Here is a 26,989-nt window from a genome sequence, read left to right as displayed (position 1 = left end):
GTTACAGTACCAGTTTAGCCGCTGACAATAATAACTCAGGAGATAAACGCTCTTTGAAATCCGGATTTACAAAACTGAATTTTACCTTAGCATTTTTATCCAAAATAAATACCGCAGGGGCTGGCAATACGGCTTTACCGCTATTGTCTTGTTTATTTAAATCAATGTCCCACTTGGATTTGTAGTTTGCCGTGGTGTCATCGGCCACATAAAAACCAATACCAAAACCACTGATAGCACTTAGCGAAGCATCAGATAATAAACGAACAGTGAATTTTTCTTGCAGCTTTTGGCTTTGCAATTGCGCTGGGGTTTCAGGCGAAATAGCGATTATTTGATAACCTAGGGCATCGAGTTCAGCTTCAATATCCTTTAGTCCAGCTAACTGGCGATTACAATAAGGGCACCAACCACCACGATAGAAAATCAGTACTGTGGGTTTTTCCATAGTAAGGGCTTTTAAGCTAACGGGTGCATCATCCACGGTTTTTAAGGTGCTGTTCGGCGCAGTTTGGCCAATAAGTAAGGGCGTAACGTTAGCGGCATCATCAGCAATTTTAGTGCGATCAAGGGCCAAGCCAGGTAAAGATAACAATGCTAGTGTTAGGCCAGTACATAAATTAAGTAATAAACGGTTTTTCATGAAGTTCTCATTATATGAAGTGGGTTTGCCTGAGTAGACCCGCGCCTTGATTAGATACTTTCGATTTATTTATGCTTTTCACTAAATTGCAATTGTTGCCACCATTCTGGCCCGGCAACTATTTTGCCACTTTCATCTATAGGCGGGTGGCCAATGCCTTTTTTTTCACACAAGGCATATAAACGCGGAAAGCCGCCTTTAAATAACAAAATCTGTCTTTGTTCAAAACTCAGTTGATTGCGCTGGTATAAACCGGCTTGCTGACGCTGGCGCTGGGCTTCGTACAAAACCAGCGCAGCCGCCACTGAGACATTGAGGGATTGCACCATGCCAACCATGGGGATAATAATTTTTTTGTCTGCCAAGGCCAGAGCTTCTGGCGTAGCGCCAAACTTTTCTTGGCCGAGGATAATAGCGGTAGGAAGTGTGTAATCTATCTCACGAAAATCTACCGCTTCATCATCCAGATGCGTAACTAGCACCTGCATTTTTTGTTGATGAAAATGTTCGACCGCGGCTTGGATTGAGCCATGTCGCTGAGTAAAGACCCAGTCTTCAGCGCCCATGGCAGTATCTTTACGCATTACGTTTTCGTCGGTAGCAACCGCATGCACAGTATGAATACCCACAGCATCACAACTGCGTAATACCGCTGAGACATTATGGGGTTTATGTACTTGCTCAAGGCATACGGTTAAGTCAGCCTGACGTAGATCAGCAAAGGTTGAGATACGCTGATAACGCTCGGCCGACATGCTACTGGCGGCTGCGGTGTTAGTTTTTGAACGGAGCACTTAAGTTAACTCAGGGAGCTTATTCGGGTGCTTATTCCGGTAGTTCCATCACGCCATCAATTTCAATCTGGGCACCACGTGGCAATGCGCTGACTTGCACCGCAGCACGGGCCGGATAAGGCTGTTTAATATACTGGCTCATCACTTCGTTGACGATGGCAAACTTGCCCAAGTCAGTCAAAAAGATATTCACTTTAGCCAGATCCGCTGTGGTACCACCCGCAGCTTCACAAACGGCTTGGATATTTTTAAATACCTGATGAGCTTGCTCAGCAAAATCTTCAGATACCATATTCATGGTTTCTGGTACTAAAGGGATTTGACCTGACAAGTACACAGTAGTACCACTTTTAATGGCTTGGCTATAGGTGCCAATAGCTTGTGGCGCCTGATCAGTATGAATTACAGACTTAGACATAAATTACCTTTTAAATTAAGCGTTAGGAGACTTGTTATGTTTGCTTTGACTATGCCGTGAAACCCGCTGGACTTCTGGCATAATCCGAATTCTGCGCATAACGTTTGCGAGTTGCAGTCGGTTTTTGGTGGTTAACTCGATATCAATATAGTAAATATTACTTTCTTTTTCTTCTGTTTGCAGACCAATAATATTTGAGCCACAGCTGGCAACCGTATTAGTCAGGGTGGCGAGGGTGCCTTGATGGTTGATCAATTCTATACGTAAAGCCGCATTAAACTCACCACTAACATTAGTCCCCCACTGCATCACTAATACCCTGTGAGGCTCCTCTTTACTCAGTTTACGAATATTACTGCACCCATTTTGATGAATAACCATGCCGCGCCCTGGGCTCAAAATAGCCACGATGGGATCATCAGGGATCGGATGACAGCAGCGAGAATAAGACACCAATAAACCTTCGGTACCTTTTATGGCTACTTTTAACTGTTTGTCTGACAGTTCAGGCGTATCACCGATTAAACGGCGCGCGACTATGGCACTGAGTTCATTACCCAAACCAATGTCTGCCAGTAAAGCATCAAAATTATTGTGTTTAGTTTCGAGCACTACCCGCTCAATCTCATGCACCGGGATATCATCTAATTTAACGCTACCTAAGGCATGGCGCAGCAAACGGCTACCCATCACCACCGCCTCTTCAGAACGTTGATTTTTAAGGTAGTGGCGAATATGCGAACGTGCCCTTGCACTGACCACAAAATTCAACCAGTTAGCATTAGGTTTAGCCCGTGGCGAAGTAATGATTTCAACAGTTTGACCATTTTCTAAGGGTTTACTCAAAGAATAAGTACGACGTTCAACTTTAACACCCACACATGAATTCCCCACATCGGTATGCACCGCATAAGCAAAGTCCACGGCAGTGGCACCCATCGGCAACTCAATAATGCGCCCATCTGGGGTAAAGACATATATTTCGTCAGGGAAGAGATCGGTTTTAACGTTTTCGATAAACTCAAATGATGAACTAGCACTTTGTTGCAATTCAATCAGTGATTGCATCCACTTACGTGCTCTAACCTGAGCCGTGGTATCACTAGTATCATCGGAATCTTTATACAACCAATGGGCAGCTACGCCTTTATCTGCCATTTGATCCATGGCTTGAGTACGAATTTGGATCTCGACCGGAATACCATGGGGGCCAATCAAAGAAGTATGCAAGGATTGATAACCATTGGTACGGGGGATAGCGATATAATCTTTAAAGCGGCTTTCAATGGGTTTATACAAACCGTGCATGGCACCTAAGGCGCGATAACAGTTATCAACACTATTAACGACTACCCTAAACGCATAAATATCCATGACCTCGTTAAACATTAACTCCTTGTTTTTCATCTTACGATAAATGGAATACAAATGTTTTTCACGGCCTGTGGTCAAGGCTTCAATGCCTGCTGCGGCTAAACGAGTTTCAACTTCTTTGCGGGTATTTTCGATAACTTCTTTACGATTGCCACGAGCTTGTTTTACTGCGCCCTTTAATGCTCTATAACGAAGAGGATACATGGCCTGAAAACCTAAGTCTTCGAGCTCATTTTTAATATCATGAATACCTAAACGATGGGCAATAGGCGAATAAATATCGAGGGTTTCACGAGCTATACGGCGGCGTTTATCAGGACGTAAAGATCCTAGGGTGCGCATATTGTGGGTACGATCGGCCAACTTAATCAATATCACTCGGATATCTTTGACCATAGCCATGATCATTTTACGAAAATTTTCTGCTTGAGCTTCTTGAGTACTACTAAATTGAATTTTTTCGAGCTTGCTTACACCTTCAACCAATTCGCCAACGGTGTTGCCAAACTGAGCACTCAAGCCTTCTTTATCGTGGTGAGTATCTTCAATAACATCATGCAGCAACGCTGCCATCAGGGTTTCGTGATCAAGGCGCATATCGGCCAAGATACTGGCTACAGCAACCGGATGGGTAATATAGGGATCACCGCTAGAGCGCATTTGTCCGCTATGTGCATCTCTGGCAACTAAAAACGCTCGTTGAACATCCGCAACCTTGTCAGATGGCAGATAAGCTTCAAGTTTTTGCTTTAGCCCCTCAAACAGATACACGGCTTACGCTTTTAGTTAGTGATGAATAGTCCAAGAATACGGGGATTTTGCTAACAAGCCAACGGCTAAACACATAAGATGTTTAGCCATGCTTAAAAAAATAAGAATTAATGCTCAGAAAGGATGTTTGCTACTGAAGCAAATTCAACACGATCCTGATCACGTTGATCACGGATGCTTTGTGCCGCCAACGTTTCAGCGTTGACTAAACCTTGCTCGATTTCGCGCAAAGCGATAACCGTTGGTTTATCTGAGCCTCTAGGTACTAAAGGGTCTTTTCCTTCAATCGCAATTTGACGAGCACGACGAGCTGCCACCAAAACCAAATCAAATCGATTGCCTATTTTATTTACAGCATCTTCAACTGTTACGCGAGCCATGGTGATTTCTCTTAAGTGTTAATTGAAAAAAAGGTCGCATAGTGTACTGATTTACGCAACGGTTTGAAAGCTATTTGATCCAAGATCGACTGTTATTCGCTTAATAGATCCTTAAAAAGCTGATCATAGCGCATAATTTGTTTTTCTTTGCGTAAACGCCGTGAGGTCACAATGGCATCTAACTCGGCCAGCGCGGCTGCAAAATCATCATTAACTACCACATAATCAAACTCGTGATAATGAGAAATCTCATCAACGGCCTGAGTCATACGTTTGTCTATAACGTCGGGCGAGTCCTGGCCACGTTCGGTTAAACGGCGTAATAATTCGGTTTTTGATGGAGGCGCCACAAATATCGTAGCGGTATCTGGTATTTGCGCTTTAACTTGGCGTGCCCCTTGCCAGTCGATGTCTAAAAATACATCAATACCTTGTTTTAAGGTTTGTTCGATCACAATTTTAGAGGTGCCGTAATAATTACCAAACACTTCTGCCCATTCAAAAAAGGCTTCTTGTTTGATCAGCGCCTGAAAGGCATCACGATCTACAAAATGATAATGCACACCATCCACTTCGCCGGGTCTAGGCGCACGAGTAGTGTGAGAAACCGACACTTGCATGACATTATTATGCGGTCCTGTTTCAGCATGTTTTTGCAATAAAGCTTTGATTAAACTTGATTTTCCAGCACCAGAAGGGGCCGCTAAAATAAATAAATTACCTAAGGTATGAGCCATAGTATTTTTAGTTTCATAAAGTAAGTGTCGATAGAAGTTTGCAATGTTAGCATATTGTTGAAGAATTCTTAGCTAAGCGAGCCAATTGTTTGCTTAGCCTAGCCTCATTCATTACAAAAGCCTAATGCAACTGGAAGCCTTTATGAACGAAAGCCAATATCATCAGATGGTAGACGATCTGTTGATCGATATTGAAGAAATGCTAGATAACTGCGAAGTCGATATTGACTACGAATCTGCCAGTAGTATTTTGACCATGATTTTCCCTGATCACAGTAAAATTATTATTAATAAACAACCGCCTTTATTGCAGCTTTGGGTTGCCACTAAATTTAATGGGCATCATTTTAATTATCAAGAAGATGGCCTGTGGATCGACGAACGAACTGGCGTCGAATTCTGGTCTTTTTTAAACGATGCAGCCAGTAAACAAGCGGGTCAAACCCTAATCCTTAGCAAATAGTAACGAGAACAGCTAAATGACAACACAGCCTTTACCTTATGTGGAAGTGAATCCTAAACAAAAAGCGCAAGCGGCTGTGATCTGGTTGCATGGTTTAGGTGACTCAGGCAATGGTTTTGCTCCTATAGTGCCTGACTTAAAAATTCCCGACGCTTTGGCTGTGCGTTTTGTTTTCCCTCATGCACCGGTTCGACCTGTGACCATTAATAACGGCATGAGCATGCGCGCGTGGTATGACATTGTCAGCATGGACTTTAATAATCGCGCGGATAGCAAAGGTGTTAAAGAGTCAGCTGATTTAGTTCAGCAACTTATCGAGACTGAAATCGCCAACGGTATACCGGCCAATAAGATTGTCTTAGCGGGTTTCTCCCAAGGTGGTGTGATTGCCTTGCACTTAGGTACTCGTATTGAGCACACACTCGCTGGGATTATGTCTTTATCTAGCTACATGAGTGAGCCCGAAAAACTCACAAACGAAGCTCATTCAGCCAATCAAAACACCCCGATATTTGTCGCTCATGGCCAACATGATGACGTTGTACCGATGTTTATGGGTCATGCTGCCTCTCAGGTTTTAAGCGCTAATAAATATCCGGTGGAGTGGCATGAATATCAGATGCAGCACAATGTATGTATGCAGGAGCTCAATGATATTTCTAAGTGGTTACAACTAAGATTAGCGTAGCCTGCATGACGAGGTGGATTTAGTCATTGCCCTCCACTATAACGCCAGCATTAGGACTGGACTTTTAGGCTTCATCAGCTATTAATTAAGCCCAAGAGAGCTTTTTTGTGTTGTAAAAAGAACAAGTCTAATGTCAACTTATATCTCCTTTTTGCACTGCCATAGCAGGAAGAGTAATGAAAAAGTCAGCCCTTATAATTACCACATTGATCAGTATTGGATTTTCCTCTTGGAGCTCAGCGCAAGTTGAGCGCAGCCAGTTAACTGACATAATAGAACAACGAGAACCCGCCAGTGATTTAGGCAATGTCATCACGGTTAAAGAAGGGGAGCTCAAAAAAGTCTATTTTTTCACTCAAATCACCCACTTAGCCAACCAGCAAATTACCCACAGATGGCTTTATCAGGGCAGTGAAAAAGCCGCTGTCACCCTGAATATCGGCAGTGATAATTGGCGCACTTATTCCAGTAAAATACTGCCCAGTTACTGGCCTGGCGATTGGCAAGTACAAATTTGGTATGGTGATTTAGAGTTGCTCAGTCATGATTTTACCGTGGTCATTGAGCCTTAAAGTGCTTTACTTAGTATCTACATCAACTCAGAAAAATTCTGCACACTACGGGTGTGACAGTTGAGAAACGCTAAATTTTTCTCTTCATTATCTATGTATTTAGTTTACTTACTGAACACTACGGCGTTTTTAAGTATGACATCTCTTCACGCGCAGAATTTAGTGGTGGGCGTTGAAGACATTGCGTATTTCCCCTATTTTGACTTTAATTCCAATGAAAATTCTTTCAGTAAAACTATTCTCGAAAAGTTTGCCACTGATAATGGTCACACGATTAGCTATGTATCACTCCCCGTTAAACAGTTTTCGAAATGGTTGCACGAAAACAATATCGATTTTAAATTTCCAGATAACCAACGCTGGCATGATCCAAATGTGAAAAATAACGGCGCCGAATATTACAGTAATGATGTTGTTTACCTCAGAGCAGGCACAATAGTCCTGCTCAAAAATAAAGAAAAACCTAAATCATTTTTCAAAAATTTAGGCATGATCAGTGGTTTTGACCCGACACTTTGGAGAGCCGAAATTGCTAATAACGAAATTAATATTCTTAGCGACACTAGCCCTAAAGTATTAATGAAACACCTGGTAAACGGATTGGTTGATGGGGTTGATGTGGATATTGCAGTAGCAAAATTTTATCTCAACAGTTTAGGTCTCGACCACCAACTCACTTACAGTGTTGCCTTGCCTCAAGATGTATTCAGCTACCAATTATCAACAATTAAGTACCCAGAAATAATTGAACAGTTTAATCGATGGTTAGACACCAATCCCAATTTTTTAGCCGCTACAAGGCGAGAATTCCACATCCCAGCAGAAACTCTTTTAGTTCAGTAAATAGTCTTACACTCCAATATAATTAAAAGGCAGTTTGCCCTTACCTTTAGATGCGTAAATGTTAAACTTTACCCACTTTGTTAGAGCATCTGAAAATCGAAAGTCAGCTCTAATCAACTGATTGTACTTCAAGGAATATCATGACCCATCGCGTTATCCGCATTGCCACTCGTAAAAGTGCCCTAGCTTTATGGCAGGCTGAATATGTCAAAGCCCAACTCGAAGCAGCTCATCAAGGTATCACCGTTGAGCTCGTGCCTATGAGTACTCAGGGCGATAAAATTCTAGATACTCCCTTGGCCAAAATTGGCGGTAAAGGTTTGTTTATTAAAGAATTAGAAGTTGCCATGCAAGAAGGGCTAGCAGATATTGCCGTGCATTCGATGAAAGATGTACCGGTAGAGTTTCCTGCAGGTTTTGGTTTACATGCTATTTGCCCTCGTGAAAATCCTTTTGATGCCTTTGTGTCTAACCAATTCACACAAATAAGTGAATTGCCGCTAAATGCAGTAGTGGGTACATCGAGCTTGCGCCGCCAGTGCCAACTGCGCAAATTGCGTCCTGATCTCGTGATTAAAGACTTACGCGGCAACGTAAACACCCGCTTGGCCAAATTAGATGCCGGTGAATACGACGCTATTATTCTTGCCGCTGCTGGTTTAATCAGGCTCAAAATGCAAGACCGCATCACACAGCAGATCCCAGCTGAAATCAGCCTACCTGCTGTCGGTCAAGGTGCGGTAGGCATAGAGTGCCGCAATGATGATGCAGAACTTATTGCCTTACTTGCCCCACTTAACGATGCACCTACCGCTACCCGAGTGATGGCAGAGCGAGAGATGAATGCCCGTTTAAACGGTGGATGCCAAGTGCCTATTGGTAGCTTTGCACAAATACAAGATAACAAGCTCACCTTACGCGGTTTGGTTGGTTCACCCGATGGCGCGACATTATTGTATGCCAGCGCCAGTGGTTCCCTAAACGATGGGTTGAGTCTAGGCCAACAAGTTGCCGATAGTTTATTGAGTCAGGGTGCCGGCGAAATCTTACAAGCCCTACATCATCAAGGTTAAATGTGAGCTTTTTACTCTTACGTCCACAAGCAAAATGTCACAGCAGTGTGACAGCATTTAAGGCTGCGGGCTTAGATGCCGTAGCCTGTGGCTTAATTGATACTCAACTCGACCCACAGGCATTGGCCACTTTACCGCAAAAAATCGCCAGCTTAAGTGCTAATACCTTAGTGATAGTCACCAGCACAGTGGCAGCACAACAATGTGTTAAACTTGCTGAGCTATGGCCTGGTAATCAAGCTTTTTTTGCAGTGGGGCAAAGCACGGCTGATATATTACAGCAAGCTAATTTTGCTACGACTGTGCCTGCTGATGCGCGGTCGGAAGGTTTACTGGCCTTAAGCCAATTGCAACAAGTTAGCGGTAAACATCTAGTGATCATCAAAGGTTTTGGTGGCAGGGAACTACTCGCTGATACCTTAACTGCAAGAGGCGCACAAGTGAGTGAATGGGAATTGTATCAAAGAGTAAATGTCGCTAATCCACTCAGCACTCACCAGTGGCATGAGGAACAAATACAATGCATTATAGCCACCAGTGGTGAAGTGATTGAAGCGGCATTTAATGCTTTTTCGGCAGCATGGCTTAAGACTAAGCTATGGATAGTAGTCAGTCCACGCACGGCTGACATCGCCAAACAACATGGTGTTAGCCAAATTAACATCAGTGAAAACGCCAGTGATCAGGCATTGATCAATAGTGCAAAACTAATGTCAGCGGCAAATTGAACCGAGCAATTATTGGAGTAATGAATGGCAGACAATCACGACAAATTAAAGCAGTCTGATCAGCAAAAACTTGCTGAATTAGAAGAGCAATTGTCAAAAAATGTGGCGGATCATTCAGCTGCCGCCAAAACCTCTGCGCCTACAGACTCAAAGCAAAGTAGCTCTGCTCCTTTTTCCAAAAGAGAAGAATATATTTCGCAACGTGCTGCACCTAAAGCTAAAACGGGATTTTTATGGTTTGTCACTCTGTTTAATTTTTTACTGGTGATGACCTTAGCCGCCGCTGGATATTGGGCTTGGATGCAATGGCAAAACCAAAAACAACAACAACTTCAGCAGCAGCAAGAATTTATCAGTACTCAGCAAACCAGTTTTAATCAACAACGCGCAGCACTCACACAATCTTTAGATTCTAACCAACTCATAAAAGATGAATGGCAAAGCCAAAACCAAGCCTTGCAGAACACTTTGACAGCGTTGCTTGCTGATGTTGAGCAAAACCGCCAACAAGTAGCCCTTAACCAAGCAAAACTAGCAGACATCGCAGAGCGCCGCCCCACAGACTGGCTTTTAGCTGAAGCAGATTATCTGCTCAAAATGGCGGGGCGTAAGTTGTGGCTTGAACATGATGTCAAAACCGCCATGCTGATGCTGCAAGCCACAGATACCCGTTTGCAAGAACTAGACGATCCCAGTTTGCTACCTGTGCGTGAAAAACTAGCCATGGATATGCAAAGTCTGCAGCAAATCAATCCGGTTTCATCAAGCACTGTGGCACTTAACATCAACGCCTTAATGCAACAAGTTGATGCCTTGCCTCTAGCCTTTTTTAAACGCCCAGAAGATGAAGAAACTGCGGCCAACTTAAGCAACAATGTTGACGATTGGCAAAGTAATTTAATGGCCAACATAGAATCGGTTTTAAAAGATTTTTTCAGTATTAAAAAGATCAGCAGCGAAGTAAAACCCTTCATGTCTGAACAACAGCAGTGGTTAGCTAAAGAGCAGTTAAAGTTCACCCTGCTAAGTGCCCAGATTGCCATACTCAAAGACAATACCGAGTTATTTCAAGCGGCCCTAGGTAATGCACAAAACATGGTGGTGGAGAATTTTGATGGGCAAAAAGTCGCTGTAGTGCAATTTAGTGAGAGCCTTGCAAGCTTGCGTAATACCGATGTCGAACGAGTTTACCCTGAGCAATTTTCTGCTAGCGCACCTTTGCAAGACCTGATGAAACATCGCTTAGATGGCCGTACTACTAACGGGAACCACTGATCATGAATAGCTTTGTCAGAATTCTTTTTGTATTTGTATTGCTGCTGATTTTTCTGGTCATTGGCGCCATGATTTTTGATGATCGTGGTTATGTCTTTATCGAGTTTATCGGTTACGCCATCGAAATGAACGTGATGTCATTGGCCATCTCCGCAATCTTAGTTTTTAGCGGCTTACAACTGTTTAATTGGTTTATTAATGCCACAGTAAATGCCGCTTCGGGCTCACGCTCTTGGTTGGGCAACCTCGGCCAACGCAAAAAACAAACGCTATTCAGAAAAGGGTTAATAGCACTGGCTGAAAACAACTACCACGCAGCCAAAGACGCACTTGGAAAAATTGAAAACGACGATTTTGATGGCATCAATTTACTGGCTGCCGCCCAAGTAGAAGTGCACTTAGGGCAAACACAAAATGCTAGGTTGCTGTGGCAAAAAGCCGCAACTATCGAAAGCTCGTCGTTGGCAGCCAATTTGTGCCTTATGCGTGATGCACTGCAACATCAACAAGCGAATAGTGCGCTGACAATAGTGACTAACTTGACTGAAAAACAACGCCATCAAGCTCTAGTCATCAAACTTTGGGCACAAGCCTTAGCAGATGCTGGGCACTGGCAAGAGCTTAAAACCAAACTACCAGGCTGGAAAAAAGCATTGGGGCCAGACTATGACCCCCTTACTCAACAAGCATCGAGTGGCAATTTTGCCGAAATAGCCAGTAAAGAAGGCGCCGTGCAACTCATGCACAACTGGCAATCTTTGCCGCGCTCAACTCGTAAAGACCCTGGTCAACAAGCAGCCTATATTCAGCAATTGATTGATCAAGGCATGCACAGCGATGCCGAAAAAGCCTTGGTGGAATATCAAAAATCAGGGCCCCACCCTTTACTGGTGCCCCTATTCAAAAAAATAAAACTGCCTAACCCCAGCGCGGCGATGAAAATAATCGAAGGTTGGTTAAAACATGACGACAGTAATATCGACTTACTCTCGGCTCTTGGACATCTCGCCTATCACGCCAATGATAAGGCCCTAGCTGAACGCGCATTAAATCGCGCGATTAAACTGGGTAACCGCCAGCAAGATCTTAGGTTAATGGCCGAACTAAAAGAATCACAACACGACCAACAACAAGCTTTATCCTTATACAAACAAAGTATGGATAAACAAGGTTAAAACCCCTTTCTTACGCTAGGGACAGCTTGTTAGCCGCCCTAGCGAAACGCTTAAGCATTAAACGAGAATTTCTCCCATGGCCCTCTAATAGCGAGGGTTTTGGTAGGAGAATAAAGATTCACAAACATTATTGAGCCGTCTGGCGAAAAGCACGCTCCCGCCAATTCGGTTTGTAAACGTAGCTTTGCAAAGGTATAAACTTGACCTTGCGGTGTAACCCCACGTAAATGATTATCCACCACCTCAGTATATTGATCTTCACATACAATAAGATGACCCTTAGGGGTAACTGTTAGATTATCGCCAAAGTTAAACAGGGATTTATCAGCACTTTCTAAAAACAGCTGCAAACGGCCGGGCTGCTCATTTTCACGACCTTGCCCTTCATGCATAGAAGGTTGATAACGCATCACCTGACCTAACTGCTTGCTACCACCATTGCTGCAGCAAAAATACAGCTCGTTATCACCCCAATGTATACCTTCACCTCGGGCAAACAGCGCAGCACCAGCTGCATAACCTTGCTGACGTAAATCATCTTCAGGGCTTTCGGGGTTGTTTAAATCTATCCATTGGGCATCCAACCACTGCTGAACCGGCATCTTACTATCGGCCCAATTGCGCGTGTCGTATTGTTGTTCATTTTTAACCACTAAGGCTTGCAGTTTGCCCCCCTTATGTAACTTGCCCTGCACATTAGGAATAAAACGATAAAACAAACTATCACCGCGATCTTCAGTGAGATACACAATACCCGTACGCGGGTCGACAGCCGCAGCCTCATGATTAAAACGGCCCATGGCCTTAAGCGGTTCAGGTTTAACTAGTCCTGTTGCTGAGGCTGGAACCTCAAAAATATAACCATGAGATTGAGTCAAACCTTCGCTGGGGGTGAGCACCGATTCTTCACAGCTTAACCAAGAGTTCCAAGGGGTAATGCCGCCAGCGCAATTACGAATGGTGCCAACTAAAGTCAAAAACTGACTTTCAAGTTGTTGGGTTTTAAGGTTGTAAATAATATTGCTAGTGCCACCAGGCAGAGCAACGCCAGTTTTTGTATGGTCATATGCTAAGTCTGTTTTGTGCTGTTTAATCCCGTCAGCCGCCACGTTTAAATCTTCAGGTTTTAACTCATGATTACGCACTAATACCACGCGGTCATCATCAAGGGCAAAACACCCCATACCATCGGCATTGTCCGGCACAGTAAAACCATCCGCCATCTTCTCACGCAATTGCGAGATGACTTGGTAACTAAAGCCCGCCGGCAAATCCAATATCTTGTTTGGATCAGCCACTAACGGCCCATAAGCCGTTATCGTTTGCGGCAACTCAGCCGCATTCACTTTTCCAAAAAAGCTCGCGGTTAAGCCACCAAACGCCAAAGCGCTTGCTCCGAGGGTAAACTGTCTTCTGGTAACCATTACAAATCCTATTAAATTAACGTGTGTAAACGACCAAGCAAGTTTCACCTAGCACTAAGATGAAAACGCATCACGCTCAGAAAGGACTGATATAACATTGCAATATGACAAACATATTGCTGCTCACCAAGCAACCAACACGTAAACCAGCAATCAAAAAAGAATCCAGCAGAATAAAACTAAATAAAAGTGGAAAAAGCGCCGTATTTCATTAGAATCAGCCCTCGCTAAAAACCACCGTCGTTTTTAGCGATATTTTTGTTTTGGTGATGTCCCTGACATCATTGCAAAGAAACAAAATGCACCCGTAGCTCAGCTGGGTGAAGTTCGGTCGCGAAGCGATGAGAGGTGATTTAACATCACATCGAAAGACCTGAACGACAAATCGTGGATGATTTGGCTGGAATGACCCCACATGGAATGTGTTGTTACTGCAGAGTGACAAACTTCAAAATATGCACCCGTAGCTCAGCTGGATAGAGCGCTGCCCTCCGGAGGCAGAGGTCGTGAGTTCGAATCTCGCCGGGTGCGCCATTTTTAAAGACTTGCAGCCCAACATTAAACTTCAAAACCCCTTACTTCAAATTCCATGTAGCAAATATGTAGCAATTCAAAATTTCTCTCCTATTAAATTACATATCAACAATTTTCTTAAAGTCTGCCTCTCTCAATAGCTAATATATGAAAAACCTTATTGGGGATTCGCTCTAACCTAAGGATAAGATCAAAGTACACAGAAATATTTTGCGACTGACGAATCATCACAAAGATTAGTGAAGTGAATTTTTAATTGATTTATGATGAATTTAAAACTTAGGCAATTTTTTAATTTTTCGCTTAATGAAAAATAATTTGTAGATAATGTCTACAGTGACTCCATCATTTTTTGCTGTCTATCGAATCTTTCAAACATACTAGGGTAATCTTCTTTCGACTTTATAGGACTAGCGCCCATCTTTTTGACAAGCAATTGAGTGCCCGAACTCACAAGATTGAGGCTATTACTGATTGTTTCTGGTACTACCGCAAATAAAGGCCTTTTTTGTTGTATGCAAAATCTAGCCTGAGTCATTGAGCCGCTTTTTTCTTCTGCCTCTACTATAATAGAACCTACTGATAACCCTAACTGAATCCTATTTCTAGACACGAACTGTGCAGGTAATGCAGGTGTTCCAACTGGATGCTCTGACACCCAAGCACCACCATTTCCTAAAATAGCTTCTCCGATACCTTTATTAGCTGAAGGTTTAGCTTTTTCTAAACCGTGAGCTAAAACCGCTACTGTTGCCCCAGATACACCTACAGATAAAGCACCTATGTGAGCCGCAGCATCAATACCAAGTGCGAGTCCACTTACTACAATCCAACCTTTTGAAACAGCTTGACCAGCTATACGTTGCGCTATAATTTCCCCTGCCTTTGAAGTTTTTCGAGAGCCCACAATTGCGACTCCTTTTATAGCTTGAAGTATTTCAACAGAACCTCTTACGTGCAAAACTGCAGGGGGATTATCAATTGCCTTTAGATGGTTTGGATAACCTTTAGATAATATAGAATAAGACTTGATACTGTATTTTAAATTTTCTTCATCAATATTAAGAGCATAGTTCCAAGATTTTTCCGAAGGAAAAAAGAGAGCTAAATTAGATTCATTCATTAAATCTCGAATATCTGAAATAGACTTAATTTTTGACAAATCAACATTGGAAAATATATGAAAAATCTCTGAAGCTTTTACTTCAAAGTTTTGTAGAGCTAAAGCAAAAAGAGTCTTTAAATCCATAGTGCTTAACATTAGACTGTTTTTCCTATCGCGACTTTATAAATTAGTGTCACACCTTTCTTCTTAAGTATTTTTTCACAAGCTTCTAATGAATTTCCAGTTGTAGTGACATCATCTAGGATGAGCATTGGAATATTTGGGTCAGGAATTTTTTTCACTGAAATTGAATTTATATGCTTCTCTATACTTCTATTTCCACCTTCATGTGAAGCCGGAACGTCTTCATCTCGAACGAGGAATAAAGGATCATATATTATCGCCACCTCTTCAACCATTTTTAAAATAGCTTCAAGTCCTGATGAACGTTTACCTTTTTTTGATGACGGAACTATAGCTACTTGAATTTTGTCTGTTTTTATATTGACTACAAGTTTCTTTAAACCTGCTGAAAAATTTGTGCCGAAATGTTTTATCGCGGATTGGTGATTATTCGACGATGGGTTTTTTAAATCCATTATTCGATAAGTATCTTTGTTTCTATCAGGGTTGTCTTCACCAAACCTACGATACGGAGGATAATCACATAACTTGTAGATTTTATCACTGCTATAGTCTTTAGCCATCCAAACGTCCTAGTTCCAAGACCGTAACATCGTAATATACTATATCAAATAGAATGCAGAACTCCAAAGCTAAAGAGACGATATCATCTAACAAATTTTCAATTTTGTGTCAGAACTCAGCTATCAGAACATGACGTGTTTTTGGCTTTTAAAATAAGTAAAAATCAACTCAGCTGATATTTGGGTACAGTTATTTACAGAACTCCAAGTGAAGGCAAAAAATCCGTTCCGGCTTTTCCATTCTTAACCACACTGACTTGCCACGTGTGTATACGGGTAATGATTTGACTACCCTTGTACTTAATACCCTTTAGCTTTGTTGTGATTAAGCCATCAAACCAACTGGTTTTAATCAAGCCTGAGACTTTGTTAACGACCAACTCGTAATACGGGCGCATAGCCTGAGACTTTCGTATACAGAACACACCGCCCATGAGTTTCGTATACGAAGCCCAATTTCCGGAATCTGCGGCACTACGAAGCTCCGTAAAGGTACTGTCTTCGTTTACGGGGCTTCGAAGCGATTCTGAATTAGGTTTTTCGTATACGGGGCTTCGTGCATCATCTTCGGATTTTGCTCCGTATACGGAGCCCCGAAACCGTCGAAGCTCTCGCCACACTGTTACCGAAACACCGCCAATTTGCTGAAACTGTCGAATGCCCCAACAACTTGCCCACGCTTCAACACGTTGCGCGGCCATAATAGGATCTTCCCCGTATACGCCTTTTTCGAGATCTGCCCCGTCAATATTTTTACAAACATACTTAGCCACATAGCCGGTAGCCGAACCTTTGCTAGGATCTATATCCACAAACTTAACGCGATTTTCTCGTGCACCTTGCTCGTTACCATCTTCTTCAAATGAATAGCGCTCAATAATGGCCTTAAAGCTCTCTGCTTGGGCTTTTTCGATAAACAACATCATGTGCCAATGTGGAGTGCCATCGTGCTGTGGTTCAGCTACACGCAGCCCATACATACGAATATCTTGTCTACCAAGCTCAGCACGCATTTTTGCCCACGTTGAACACAAGTACTGCTGCCCATCATAAGGGGTTAGTCCTTGCCACTTTGGGTTACGTTGACCTGATTTAGAATAAGCACGATGATATTTAGACGGGCAAGTCAAAGTCACAAAAATACCTATATGACCTGACTCTTTAGAAATTTCCTCGAAACCACTCATACGAGTCATTAACTCATTACGCCTGATAGTTGGGTTAGATACATTGACATCATGCAAATCACGTAATGAAAACTGTTCGCCTAACTCGTTAGTCATTGTTAAAGAATCGAGCATTTGCAATTGCTGCTCTTTTTGGCGTTTACGATTAACTGCGGTTAAGTCACTGCAATAGATGCCTTTAAGACGATTCACTTGATTAAGTTCAAGCATCACTTTTTCACGGCTTTTAACAATTAGTCTTCGCAACTTACGTAACCACCAGCCCCTATCTTGCATTCGCTTTACGCAGCCTTCGATAGTTTGCTTAGTGTTTATTTCAGGCGCAATAAGCCCTTTTTCATTAACGAAATTACGACACCATAAATACACGTCTTCAAGCGAATCATTACGCTTTAAACCGTTAACGGATTTTAAACAGGTGTTTTTTTCACTTTGATGCGTGTTAACTCGCTTTGATGCGTTAACGTCATTAACGCGAGTAACCGCATAAAGTCGGGTTGCTCTAACTTGAAATGCTCGACATCGATTAGCCATTTCATCGGCAAGTTCTCGAAGTTCATTCTCACCAGCATCAAAATTGCTTAACAAAATTGGCGGGGTTATCGCATTAAGTTTTTCGATTAACTGCCTAAGCGCGGTATTAGCGAGAAAGGGAGTCGATTCTTTGCGATACAAACCAATAATTATGCGCTGTATTTTGCGCGGGTAATGCGAGATACACTCTCGCACGAATCGCCTATCCTCGAAGTGTAGCGATTCGAAAAAATCCGTAAATTCGCTATCACGCGAGATAAGCTCTCGCTCTAAGGTGTTATCAATGAATTTATTCACTAACCACCTCCGCATTCAATAATGCTTGTTTACCCTTTTCATTAACGGTAAAACGCGAATAGCGTAAACCATGATAGTGCTTTTCTTCCTCGTCAAAATATCCCCACGCAAGAAAGGTATTAAAAGCAGCCATAATAGATTTTGCATTATTACCATCGGGGAACACGGCACAACCCAATGAGCGACCAACTGAAGTACAAATTTCGATAAAACGGTTATTGGCCAAATACATTAAATTGAGTTTTTGCTGGCTTGTAAGCTTGATGTTCATAAAACACCTCGCTCTTGGCAAAGGTGACTTTGTTTGAAAAAGCTATCAAGCCATTGATCAAGATCTTCTTTCAAGTAACGGACAGAGCGTCCAATTTTGATAAAAGGCGGCGCAGAAGTGCGGTTATCACGATTACCATCCATTCTCGCCTGACGCAAAAAAGAACGGCTCATACCGATGTACTCTGATGTTTCTATTTCTGATAAAACACGCTTTGCTAATTCATCGCGCTTCACAGCGTTATTGTGAGTATCCATTTTTAACCTCGTTGTTGGTGGATTAACTTCGAGGTTGAATTTAATGGACGAAAATTTGCGGATAAGCTTTAACGCAAATATTGCATTCTTAAGTGCAAATAAACGTGCTTAATCGCAAATTACTTTTTATTAATACCTAATTTTTTGCGTATTCTGGACACTTTTGAATCAAAGGTAGACTTCAGAACGTTAGATTGATTGCCATACCTACTAACCCAGAGTAAGTCATTAGCAGTCATATCCATCAAAATACCTTCGTTGTCATATGTCCTTTCCATAATGTCTAACTCAGTTTCGGCTCTAAGTAGCCGCCAAACTTCAATAGTTTTCAAATTTGGCTTCGCTAATAACATACGCTCAATTAGTGCGCTTAACTGGCTAGAACGCTTATCTGACTCTTGAGGTTCTGCATTTAAAAGGGGCGTATTTTTGGAAATCTCCTGCAAACCTTCAGGCTTTTTGTCTGACTCAATAATACCCAATTTGATTAGATTTTCATGCGTAATACACAGCTCTTGTTTTTTAATCTCCAAATACGGTGGTGATAATATATCCTTAAGATCAGCTTCGAAATGTGACATTGGTTTGAATTCCTTATTCTTTATGCTTTCCATCGCTTTAATAAACGGTTGAATTGAACTTTCTTTTTGAACCGTCGGAAAACGCTTAGCAGGAATTATATCCCAATCGATATCGACTAAAGACCTAGACTGCCATGAATGAATCAAACTGTTTGGCAAAGGAACGCTAAATCTATATGAATCATCCAGATACTTAATTTTGTCTAATTCTAACAGCCAGCAATCCCCTATATGCGATTTACCTTTTTCAAGTATGAGTTTTTCCGTGCTGCTTGGTATGCTTATCAAACCTTTATATTCAACAACGCCATAACCACGAAACCCCCCACCTTTTATCCAACCACCAATAATATAATCTTGAATTAGCTGAGGGATTACAAAAGACAGAAGCCTCTTTTCATGCCAATACACTAAATCAGCGTCTAAAATATTAAATCGAGGACTTAGTTCATCATAACGATAGTAGTCTTTCTTAATCATTCCTTTCCTTTAGCTAAACCATATTTTACTTTTTACTAAATGAACAAATCTGTTTGCCAATCCTAATCAAATTTTGGAATAAAGTAACCCAAATAATAAGCGAAAATCAGTTCTCAACTTTACTGGTTAATTTCGCTCAATGAGCTGTAAAGACAAGCTCTGCAGAGAATATTTAAAAAAGAACGCTTAAAGTTAGTATTAAGCAAAATGAGCGCTAAAAATCAGCTCCACAGAGGATATTGCCAATCAAATATGCAAAAAGGACAGCACAAATCAAAATAATCTGTAAACATAAGCTCTACAGAGGAATTTAAGGATAAATAGGTTTAACAGAAATATTTATAGTTAATTTGTTGATAAAGTCTATTTCAGAATAACTATTAAGACTCATATGTGCTCACTCAGCTAAGTTTAATGACTCTCAAATTTAATAAAGCGGCAAATATAACCTATGTCACCTCAAATTCTAGACACAGATGAAAAACCCCTTTAAATTCTAGTTTTATTACACTTTTTATCTACGAGCACATGTTCTTATGCTCAAAAAGCGATTAGATAAATCAATATATTAATCAAGGATGTTGTTATGACAGAAGATGAAGTGAAAGTACAAAAAGCCATTAGGCAGGCGGAGTATGATTCAGAGTTAAAGATAATTACAGAGAGATTGAACAACGCAATCTCTAAAGAAAAAAAGCAGTATGCTTCTAATATTTGGGGAAGTATCGCCATATTCGCATTGGGAGTTATTATCTTTCCTTTTTATGAACCTGCAAGGGGGGGGGGTGAAATAGCAATTTGGCTTCTAAGGATCGCTGGAGGAGGCATAATTGGTATATTTGGCATCGCAATATTATTTAGTAAAAGACAGATGGAGCCTGTTAAGGAAGCTCAAAAAAGCTACGACATAAATACACGTTCTATAAAACGAAAATTGGAAAAAGAAATAGAAAATATCGATAAAGAAAAATATTATTCAGATCTTCGTGCAGCAGATAAGGCATTGGATAAACAAAAAGCAAAAGAAAAAGAAGCACAGCACCAAGTTTCTTTAGCTTCATTGCTCCCCAGACTTAACCAAGAGGCAATCAATATGGGTGAAAAATTACCCATAACATTAACTGATGCATCTATATACCTTTGCGAAGTAAAAGAGTTATACAACCGTTCATTATTCTCACCTTTCTGGGACAAAATTGAAGAAATTTATTCGTTTATAGGTTCATATTACGACACCCTGAGTGGAATAAAAGATAACGCCATAACATTTCAAAAAGCTTGTTTAGAATATAAGGGCGCTGCTCCCCAATTTATATATACAGATGACGATATCATCGCTCTCTCGAAAATTGATGAATTTATCACTGAGCTAAATAAAACTATTGAAATAGCTCAAGCAGATTTTAACTTTGCACTTATCTACGAAGCGCGCCGAACAAACCAATTATTAATTGCAGGATTCACCAATCTTTCATCTGCAATATCTGGAATGAAAAACCAATTATCCAATATGACCAGCACATTAGGCGCTGAATTAAGAAATATACATAGTTCTCAAAAGCAAATGCACAACGAAGTGATAACACTGCAAAATGACAAGTTAATGAGCTATGAACGTAATGCATTTGAAATGAATAACTTAATGATTGGTCAACATAATCAATTGATTTTGCAGCTAAGAGGCATGAGTTTTAAATAATACTAAACGGGAATTCTAACCAATCAAATTAACCGCTGCAGCCTTATGTTCAGGGGCTAAGTGAGCGTATCTAAGGGTCATAGTTAAGTCACTATGGCCTAATAACTCTCTCACCGTATTTAGATCTACAGATGCCATAACCAAGCGACTTGCAAAATGATGGCGTAAGTCATGAAAACGAAAATTTTCAATTTTTGCCATATCCAAAACTGTTTCCCAACTCTTGCGGATTTCTAACAATGGCTTTCCGTTTTGCCCTTTAAATAGAGCGCCTAACGAGCCGGAATCTAATTTCCAATTGTTCAAGGTCTGAAATGCTTCGGTATTTAAAGGAATATGTCGTGTTTTACCTGATTTAGCATTATCAGAAATGATAGTAAGGTTGCGGTTAGTCAGATCCACATTTTGCCATTCGAGGCTCAAGATCTCCCCTCGTCGCATACCTGTATTCATTGCCAACAATACAATTGGCTCTAAATAGTCAGCAAAGGTGTTTATTGATAAATCATGTAATTGCTCATAGTTTCGCTCTTCACGAAATTTATTAGCGCTGTTCCGCTGTTCTTTAATCTTTGCGTCCCTTGCGCGCAACGCTTCACGTAATCTTAGTTCTTCGCCTTTATCCAAATATCTCACTTTGGAATTGTCTACTTTTAGCGCCTTAACTTTATTTAAATCATGGCCGTCGATAATTTCCCATTCAACCGCACGACTTAAACAACCTTTCAAAGTATTTAAACGTCGATTGATGGAGGCCGGTTTTAAATCCGCTGCCTTTTTATCACTGCGCCATTTTTCAACTTCCCAAGCGGTAATGGCCGACAATTGCAGATTGAGGAAATTAGGAAAAGCGACTTTAAGATTATGAATTGCTTGTTTTGCCGTTTTGGGATTTCTGGTCGTTAACCAAGGCGCATACTTTTGATCAACAAACGCCAAGAGCGTAGATAACTTTGAAAGCTTAACTTGCTCCTTAGCGTCTTTTTTGACGGCTTGAACATCAATACCCTTAGTGACTTCGGCTATCTTGTCTTTAGCTAAGTCACGGGCTTGTGCTGGAGTAATCTGACCATCCGCACCAAGTAGATAATTAACCTGTTTTCCATTGAGGCGGTAAAACAAGTAATACTTAATTTTTCCATTGTCGGTAATCCGCGCATGGAAGCCTGAAATATCAGTATCATTGAGTCGTTTATCACTTGGCTTTAAGGTTTTTACTGTCGAGTTTGATATCTTTGCTTTAACTGGCATTTGGCCTCTAAAAATTTCTGTGTAGCAAATATGTAGCAGATTGATTGTGCAACAATGAACAAGAAGAAACAACACAGAAAAACCATGAAAGCACACAGGTCATATAAATAAAGGGATTAATGGTATTTTTAAATATTTTAGTGTTCATGGTTGTTCACCAAAAAACACCATAAAATTGCACTCCGGAGGCAGAGGTCGTGAGTTCGAATCTCGCCGGGTGCGCCATTCTTTATGGGCTATAGCCTACCTCTTCAAAAATCAGCTTAACTCTTGGGACAATTTGGGGACACTCATTTTGAACAAGACAAAGCAAGTAATACAACTTTCGACTTCAAATTCGCATTTAGTTTGCGAAGTAAGCCGCCTTTTCTCAAAAACACAGTCTCCTGTTATTTATGGAAAATATGCCATGAATTCAATCAAAGGAGATTACTAATCATGGCAACAATTACTAAAAGACCAAATGGTAAATGGCAAGTAAAGGTAAGAAGAAAAGGGCAAAAGTCACTATCAAAAACATTCTTAACTAAAGCATTGGCTTTAAAGTGGGCAAGAGATGTTGAGAATAAAATAGATATGGGATCTTTCCAGTCTACATGTGCTGCCGAGTCCCATTTATTTTCAGACCTAATCCACAAATATTGGGAAGAGGTGGTTCAACCTCAAAAATCCTCTGATGTAACGATATATGCCCTAAATCGGCTCATTAAAACTTTTCCAGAGCATCGAATGATCGATATGACCACAGAGGTGATCAAGGAATACAAAGAAAGCAGACTTAAAGTTGTTAAGGGGGATACGGTTAGAAAAGATCTGTTGTTGAAGAGACGTTTTTTCGACTATGCAATTAATGAATGGCAGATTTTTCTACCCAAAGGAAATCCAGTTAGCTCAATTGCACTCCCTAAAAAAGGAAAATCAAGAGATAGACGACTTGAGCAAGGTGAATATTCAACGCTGATAAATGAGGCTCTTAAGTATGGTGGCGAGATAGCTCCAATAATTGACCTTGCTATCGAAACTGGTATGAGACGAGGAGAGATCACCAAACTCAAATGGTCAAATTACAACTCTGTATCTCGTATTGTAACTATCGAAGATACTAAAAATGGAGAAGATAGAGTAATTCCACTTTCCTCTAAAGCAAATGCTATTTTGCAGTCACAAACACAGGTAGACGAATTTATTTTTCCTATAAGAGGCGACTCTATAGGTCAAGCGTTCAGACGTATTACTAAACGAGCGAATTTGTTGGATTTAAGATTTCATGACTTACGCCACGAAGCTACCAGCAGGCTCTTCGAGAAGGGGCTAGGGATAATGGAGGTTTCAGCAATTACTGGGCATAAAGACTTAGCAATGCTTAAGAAATATACCCATTTGCGAGCAGAAGATTTAGTCGGCAAGTTAGGTTAGAGGAAGCTTCGATGAAAACTTACAACGATTATGAAATATTCTCTGTGTACGAAATTAGTCATTTGGTTATGGCATGGAATGTCGGTGTTGAAATGGAATATGTTTGTTCATATCCAAATAATCTCAAGTTACCACAAGATAGACTTGTTGGAGATTTATTAAACATAGGAGATTACGCTGACTATGTAGCTTTTTTAATTGTCGGAGAGCACGCGATCCGTCAGTGGTATGGAAAGCGTAAAAATCCAAAGATAAGTCTTCCTTTACAAGCTTGTATTGCAGCGGAAAATAAAAAATTACAGCAGTTTTAGACTTAAATGTACCTGACCCAATTGAAAGGGTCGAACATGTCTTGTTTAGTGTTTACTGGAAAGTTTGTATAGCGATGGTTAATGAACTAGTTGGCGGAAAATCTATCAAACAAAGTGAATTAAAAGAACTTATTGAGAGTGCAGAAAGACACTTGTTATAGAGCATGAAATGATAAATAAATGTTCAAGGCCGCTGTTTTAGCGGCTGTCTCTGAATATTGGTGAAAGAGTCACTACACATAATGATTGGGAGTTACTGCTCATAGTTAATCCCATTAACCTTTATTATTTTAGAACTGCTTTTTCTCAATAATTGATTCAATAAGTACTCGAGGTACATCAGTAAGATCTTTTTGATCTAATGCTTGGTTTGGGTACCACACTTCAACACCATGACCTTCTCTGATGTCAATATCGTTCACTTCAGCCTCGACAAGAAAATACGAGCAATTTACCCAACAGTCATTTTCATCTGGTGCACCATAGTTTCTTAACAAAGTCATTTCTTCAGGAGTTTTTATAATACCAGTCTCCTCCCATAGTTCTCGTAAAGCACATTCCACAGGATTTTCTTTCTTTTTTCCTCGACCACCAAATACAGATAATTTGCCTGAGTTTTGAATGCTAGGCTTTTTATCCCTTCGCTGAAATATCAATGCTCCTTGTTTTGTTCTAATCAGTATTCCCGAATATGAATAATCATAACTCGGCATTTTTTCTTTTAGGATTGAACGGGTAATTACCTCAGCTTCATATACATTCCTAAATAAAACACCATTTCCACCTAAATTTTTGATTCCACTAATGTTAGATATATCATCATCAATCAATACCATGTTCTCAATTGGGACTTTAAACTCTCGCTCAAGGTAATAAAAAACATTAGCATCTGGCTTTAATAGTCCAGTATCTGATGAGATGATTACATCATCAAAATTTACTTCGATATCATAAATATCATCCAGTTGATTAAACCATTCTTTTCTGTAATTTGAATAAACTACGACTTTGTGGTGTCGCTTTAAAAACCTCGCTAACTGGATTGTTTGCATTCTAGGCCTGTATGCCGAAATCACGATATTTGATAATACTGAAGGGTTTATATTTGATCCGAGCTGGATATTTATTTTTGACCAGAAAATATCTTCATCAATTTCTCCTCTATCGAATAGTTGTTCCCAATGCCTGTAGGCTTTCTCGATTTCGTCTTCTGGCCTGTTTAAGACTGCTACCAAACGATCAATGGACGACTCAAGGCCTTTGTTGAAAACAACACCGAAAAGATCAAAAATTATTAGCGTTTCATTATTCTTCATTTTTACTATCCAGTAATTGATCCTCTCCAAATTTCTCATACCAATCAAATAGAGGAATGGCTTCATCGTAAACTTTTTTAAAGTGCCGAAGCAGGAAAACACCGTGCTCACCATTTTTTAATGAGTGGACTTTAGGACAGTCTCCCCCTCTTAACTTGTAACCGTAGGTAGTTGAATATAAATCGTTGTCCGCTTGCACAATTGATACAACTGGATAGTTATTAAATACACGAACATCTATTTTTTTTCTGGCTACAATTGGTAGCTCAGAAATTATTCTTTTGAGGGCGATAAGACGGCGATTAATTCCTTCTATACCAGTTTCAAATGAATCGGGTTCATCTTTCATATAGCGTGTTTTTATGGCTTCAGAATATGGATTTGCAAGTAAGATGGTAATTTTGGATTTTCTTGAAGGATCAGATAGAAGTTCCTGAACTCTCCCATCTCCTAAGGATGCAGCTTTTGTTCCAGATAAACTAAGTACTTTTATTTCACTAGCTGTTTCGAGCATCTCGCAAAAATCAATGTTTTCATGAGAGTGCAATACTTCGAGTACTCCAAGTAATTTAGTAGTGCTTCTAGAAACAAGAATTCTCATATTTGAAACTTCTACTTTCATGATGGCTATAAAAGTAGTAAGGGCAAATATGCCTATGGAAATTCTTGCATCGCTATTTTCCGTTGTTAGGAAACTGTAGTTGAAAACCGACCTAATAAACTCCTCTACTAATAAAATGGCAACGCAACCATATATTAACCACTCCGTTACCTTTGACGCAAAATTAACGACGTTTTCTCTTATGGCTGTCAATGTCGCTCTCCTTTATATCTTCCATGCTTTCAACAGCATCGCTTTTGTATTATCAAAACCTACATTAAACAAACTATCAATAACAGATAGTTCTGACACGAAATTACCATGAATCTGTGGATAAACAGGATGTTTGTCAACAAAACTCTGTTGTACTACGGATATTCCAGCCTTTTTCATTAGGTCTAAGTTGTGGTGCGCTAAACTTCCTCCCTCTCCAAAAATAAATCTATTTACACCTAATTTTTCTGCAATCAGGATAAGCTTCTGGGTAGAGCTTCCTTGAACGCCAAAGTCACTTGTGTAGCATAGTTTCAGATTATTCAATCCTAAAGTTTCGATTAGGATCTGTAGTAGCGGAATTGTAATATCTACAAGGTATACTGATTTACCTGATATTACCGATTCTATATCGTCCCATAAATCATCAAAGAATGGTGCTTTGCAATATGAATATTCTATTGTCCTTAAGATACTAAGACGCCATTTTGAGTTAGCAATTCGAACATCTTTTATAGAATCACTATGACTAAATGAAACAGGTATTGTTAGCCTATACTTGTCTCCGTGCATGTTTTTAATGAATGTTCTATTTTGAAAATACAACTTCCTAAATTGCACATTATCCTGAACAAGAAAAATATCAGAGTTCACCAATTTATTAAAATAGCCCATCCATGGCAGAAAATGGGGTTGGTGCGCTGTTACCACTAAGTTCCTAGACATTGTTCTTCTTTCTCTAAAGCTTCTCCGATTAAACTTTATAAATTGTGTGCCTTTACGAATTACCAGAACACCACAGATTTAGCCGAGGAAGTGTATTACCTTAACTGCAATTTGTGCATCAACTTATAAAAACGAATCGTTTAAT

General features: G+C 40.5%; 28 protein-coding genes and 1 tRNA gene. 12 read left to right on the top strand and 17 right to left on the bottom strand.

The genetic code is table 11. The annotated features are described in order from the left end of the window. Position 1 precedes the first annotated feature (1 nt). The 6 genes from AX660_RS22215 to gmk form a co-directional block, all read right to left on the bottom strand. Entirely contained in the window at positions 2-643 is a 642-nt protein-coding gene (locus AX660_RS22215; RefSeq protein WP_068382281.1) for a peroxiredoxin-like family protein, read from the bottom strand. Between the two features lie 65 nt (positions 644-708). Next, positions 709-1,398, bottom strand: coding sequence for a tRNA (guanosine(18)-2'-O)-methyltransferase TrmH (gene trmH / locus AX660_RS22210; protein ID WP_068382496.1), 690 nt, complete (start codon positions 1,396-1,398; stop codon positions 709-711). A gap of 70 nt (positions 1,399-1,468) precedes the next feature. After that, on the bottom strand, positions 1,469-1,855 hold the full coding sequence (locus tag AX660_RS22205; protein ID WP_068382278.1) for a RidA family protein: 387 nt from the start codon (positions 1,853-1,855) through the stop codon (positions 1,469-1,471). Between the two features lie 15 nt (positions 1,856-1,870). Next, positions 1,871-4,000 carry a bifunctional GTP diphosphokinase/guanosine-3',5'-bis pyrophosphate 3'-pyrophosphohydrolase gene (gene spoT / locus AX660_RS22200; protein WP_068382276.1) on the bottom strand — a complete coding sequence of 710 codons (2,130 nt, stop codon included), beginning with the start codon at positions 3,998-4,000 and terminating at the stop codon, positions 1,871-1,873. A 107-nt stretch (positions 4,001-4,107) separates the two neighbouring features. Then, entirely contained in the window at positions 4,108-4,380 is a 273-nt protein-coding gene (gene rpoZ, locus AX660_RS22195) for a DNA-directed RNA polymerase subunit omega (RefSeq protein WP_068382274.1), read from the bottom strand. 92 nt (positions 4,381-4,472) lie between these two features. After that, positions 4,473-5,117, bottom strand: a complete 645-nt coding sequence (gene gmk, locus AX660_RS22190; RefSeq protein WP_068382272.1) for a guanylate kinase — start codon at positions 5,115-5,117, stop codon at positions 4,473-4,475. 142 nt (positions 5,118-5,259) lie between these two features. Between gmk and cyaY the strand changes: the two genes are divergently transcribed. The 8 genes from cyaY to AX660_RS22150 all read left to right on the top strand — a co-directional run bounded on the left by cyaY (position 5,260) and on the right by AX660_RS22150 (position 11,934). After that, positions 5,260-5,580, top strand: a complete 321-nt coding sequence (gene cyaY, locus AX660_RS22185) for an iron donor protein CyaY (protein WP_068382494.1) — start codon at positions 5,260-5,262, stop codon at positions 5,578-5,580. 16 nt (positions 5,581-5,596) lie between these two features. After that, complete coding sequence (locus AX660_RS22180; protein WP_068382269.1) at positions 5,597-6,268, top strand: alpha/beta hydrolase; 672 nt, start codon at positions 5,597-5,599, stop codon at positions 6,266-6,268. A 176-nt stretch (positions 6,269-6,444) separates the two neighbouring features. After that, positions 6,445-6,840 (top strand): DUF2914 domain-containing protein, encoded by a 396-nt coding sequence (locus AX660_RS22175; RefSeq protein WP_068382267.1) that lies wholly within the window; start codon positions 6,445-6,447, stop codon positions 6,838-6,840. Positions 6,841-6,975: 135 nt separating this feature from the next. After that, positions 6,976-7,683 (top strand): type 2 periplasmic-binding domain-containing protein, encoded by a 708-nt coding sequence (locus tag AX660_RS22170; protein WP_131811852.1) that lies wholly within the window; start codon positions 6,976-6,978, stop codon positions 7,681-7,683. Positions 7,684-7,823: 140 nt separating this feature from the next. After that, entirely contained in the window at positions 7,824-8,756 is a 933-nt protein-coding gene (hemC, locus tag AX660_RS22165; protein WP_068382263.1) for a hydroxymethylbilane synthase, read from the top strand. Positions 8,757-8,758: 2 nt separating this feature from the next. Further along, complete coding sequence (locus tag AX660_RS22160) at positions 8,759-9,484, top strand: uroporphyrinogen-III synthase (RefSeq protein WP_068382260.1); 726 nt, start codon at positions 8,759-8,761, stop codon at positions 9,482-9,484. Positions 9,485-9,508: 24 nt separating this feature from the next. Then, on the top strand, positions 9,509-10,759 hold the full coding sequence (locus AX660_RS22155; RefSeq protein WP_068382258.1) for a uroporphyrinogen-III C-methyltransferase: 1,251 nt from the start codon (positions 9,509-9,511) through the stop codon (positions 10,757-10,759). A gap of 2 nt (positions 10,760-10,761) precedes the next feature. Beyond that, entirely contained in the window at positions 10,762-11,934 is a 1,173-nt protein-coding gene (locus AX660_RS22150) for a heme biosynthesis HemY N-terminal domain-containing protein (RefSeq protein WP_082769079.1), read from the top strand. A gap of 50 nt (positions 11,935-11,984) precedes the next feature. Here the strand turns inward: AX660_RS22150 and AX660_RS22145 are convergent, their stop codons facing one another. Then, complete coding sequence (locus AX660_RS22145; protein ID WP_068382256.1) at positions 11,985-13,358, bottom strand: alkaline phosphatase PhoX; 1,374 nt, start codon at positions 13,356-13,358, stop codon at positions 11,985-11,987. 457 nt (positions 13,359-13,815) lie between these two features. Between AX660_RS22145 and AX660_RS22140 the strand changes: the two genes are divergently transcribed. After that, positions 13,816-13,892 (top strand) — tRNA-Arg (locus tag AX660_RS22140). Between the two features lie 331 nt (positions 13,893-14,223). Here AX660_RS22140 and AX660_RS22135 read toward each other — a convergent pair. The 6 genes from AX660_RS22135 to AX660_RS22110 all read right to left on the bottom strand — a co-directional run bounded on the left by AX660_RS22135 (position 14,224) and on the right by AX660_RS22110 (position 19,311). Next, a complete protein-coding gene (locus AX660_RS22135) occupies positions 14,224-15,153 on the bottom strand; it encodes a DNA-processing protein DprA (RefSeq protein WP_082769078.1) in 930 nt (309 codons plus the stop codon). Further along, positions 15,153-15,704 carry a hypothetical protein gene (locus AX660_RS22130; RefSeq protein ID WP_068382254.1) on the bottom strand — a complete coding sequence of 184 codons (552 nt, stop codon included), beginning with the start codon at positions 15,702-15,704 and terminating at the stop codon, positions 15,153-15,155. The genes AX660_RS22135 and AX660_RS22130 overlap by 1 nt, the downstream gene beginning before the upstream one ends. Positions 15,705-15,898: 194 nt before the next feature. Next, complete coding sequence (locus AX660_RS22125) at positions 15,899-17,722, bottom strand: replication endonuclease (protein ID WP_235594815.1); 1,824 nt, start codon at positions 17,720-17,722, stop codon at positions 15,899-15,901. Next, positions 17,715-17,993: a hypothetical protein gene (locus AX660_RS22120; RefSeq protein ID WP_068382250.1), complete on the bottom strand. Its 279-nt coding sequence runs from the start codon at positions 17,991-17,993 to the stop codon at positions 17,715-17,717. Before AX660_RS22120 ends, AX660_RS22125 begins: the two co-directional genes overlap by 8 nt. Further along, a complete protein-coding gene (locus AX660_RS22115) occupies positions 17,990-18,250 on the bottom strand; it encodes a helix-turn-helix transcriptional regulator (RefSeq protein WP_068382248.1) in 261 nt (86 codons plus the stop codon). The genes AX660_RS22120 and AX660_RS22115 overlap by 4 nt, the downstream gene beginning before the upstream one ends. Positions 18,251-18,369: 119 nt before the next feature. Next, complete coding sequence (locus tag AX660_RS22110; protein ID WP_068382246.1) at positions 18,370-19,311, bottom strand: hypothetical protein; 942 nt, start codon at positions 19,309-19,311, stop codon at positions 18,370-18,372. A gap of 586 nt (positions 19,312-19,897) precedes the next feature. Between AX660_RS22110 and AX660_RS22105 the strand changes: the two genes are divergently transcribed. Then, on the top strand, positions 19,898-21,010 hold the full coding sequence (locus AX660_RS22105; RefSeq protein WP_068382244.1) for a hypothetical protein: 1,113 nt from the start codon (positions 19,898-19,900) through the stop codon (positions 21,008-21,010). A 15-nt stretch (positions 21,011-21,025) separates the two neighbouring features. Here the strand turns inward: AX660_RS22105 and AX660_RS22100 are convergent, their stop codons facing one another. Continuing rightward, entirely contained in the window at positions 21,026-22,261 is a 1,236-nt protein-coding gene (locus tag AX660_RS22100; protein ID WP_068382242.1) for a site-specific integrase, read from the bottom strand. 438 nt (positions 22,262-22,699) lie between these two features. Between AX660_RS22100 and AX660_RS22095 the strand changes: the two genes are divergently transcribed. Together AX660_RS22095 and AX660_RS22090 are read left to right on the top strand one after the other, a co-directional pair. Further along, a complete protein-coding gene (locus AX660_RS22095; RefSeq protein ID WP_068382240.1) occupies positions 22,700-23,677 on the top strand; it encodes a tyrosine-type recombinase/integrase in 978 nt (325 codons plus the stop codon). 11 nt (positions 23,678-23,688) lie between these two features. Next, positions 23,689-23,988, top strand: a complete 300-nt coding sequence (locus AX660_RS22090; RefSeq protein ID WP_068382237.1) for a hypothetical protein — start codon at positions 23,689-23,691, stop codon at positions 23,986-23,988. A 290-nt stretch (positions 23,989-24,278) separates the two neighbouring features. Here AX660_RS22090 and AX660_RS22085 read toward each other — a convergent pair whose 3' ends face one another. Genes AX660_RS22085 through AX660_RS22075 form a run of 3 tightly spaced genes read right to left on the bottom strand, consistent with a single transcriptional unit; the run spans position 24,279 to position 26,829 of the window. Further along, entirely contained in the window at positions 24,279-25,304 is a 1,026-nt protein-coding gene (locus AX660_RS22085) for an NUDIX domain-containing protein (protein WP_068382235.1), read from the bottom strand. After that, complete coding sequence (locus AX660_RS23380; RefSeq protein ID WP_068382233.1) at positions 25,294-26,118, bottom strand: hypothetical protein; 825 nt, start codon at positions 26,116-26,118, stop codon at positions 25,294-25,296. Before AX660_RS23380 ends, AX660_RS22085 begins: the two co-directional genes overlap by 11 nt. A 12-nt stretch (positions 26,119-26,130) precedes the next feature. Continuing rightward, positions 26,131-26,829 (bottom strand): WbqC family protein, encoded by a 699-nt coding sequence (locus AX660_RS22075; RefSeq protein WP_068382231.1) that lies wholly within the window; start codon positions 26,827-26,829, stop codon positions 26,131-26,133. Positions 26,830-26,989 lie beyond the last annotated feature (160 nt).

It is taken from the genome of Paraglaciecola hydrolytica, assembly GCF_001565895.1.
GTDB lineage: Bacteria > Pseudomonadota > Gammaproteobacteria > Enterobacterales > Alteromonadaceae > Paraglaciecola > Paraglaciecola hydrolytica.
This window is presented reverse-complemented; position numbering and strand designations above follow the sequence as displayed.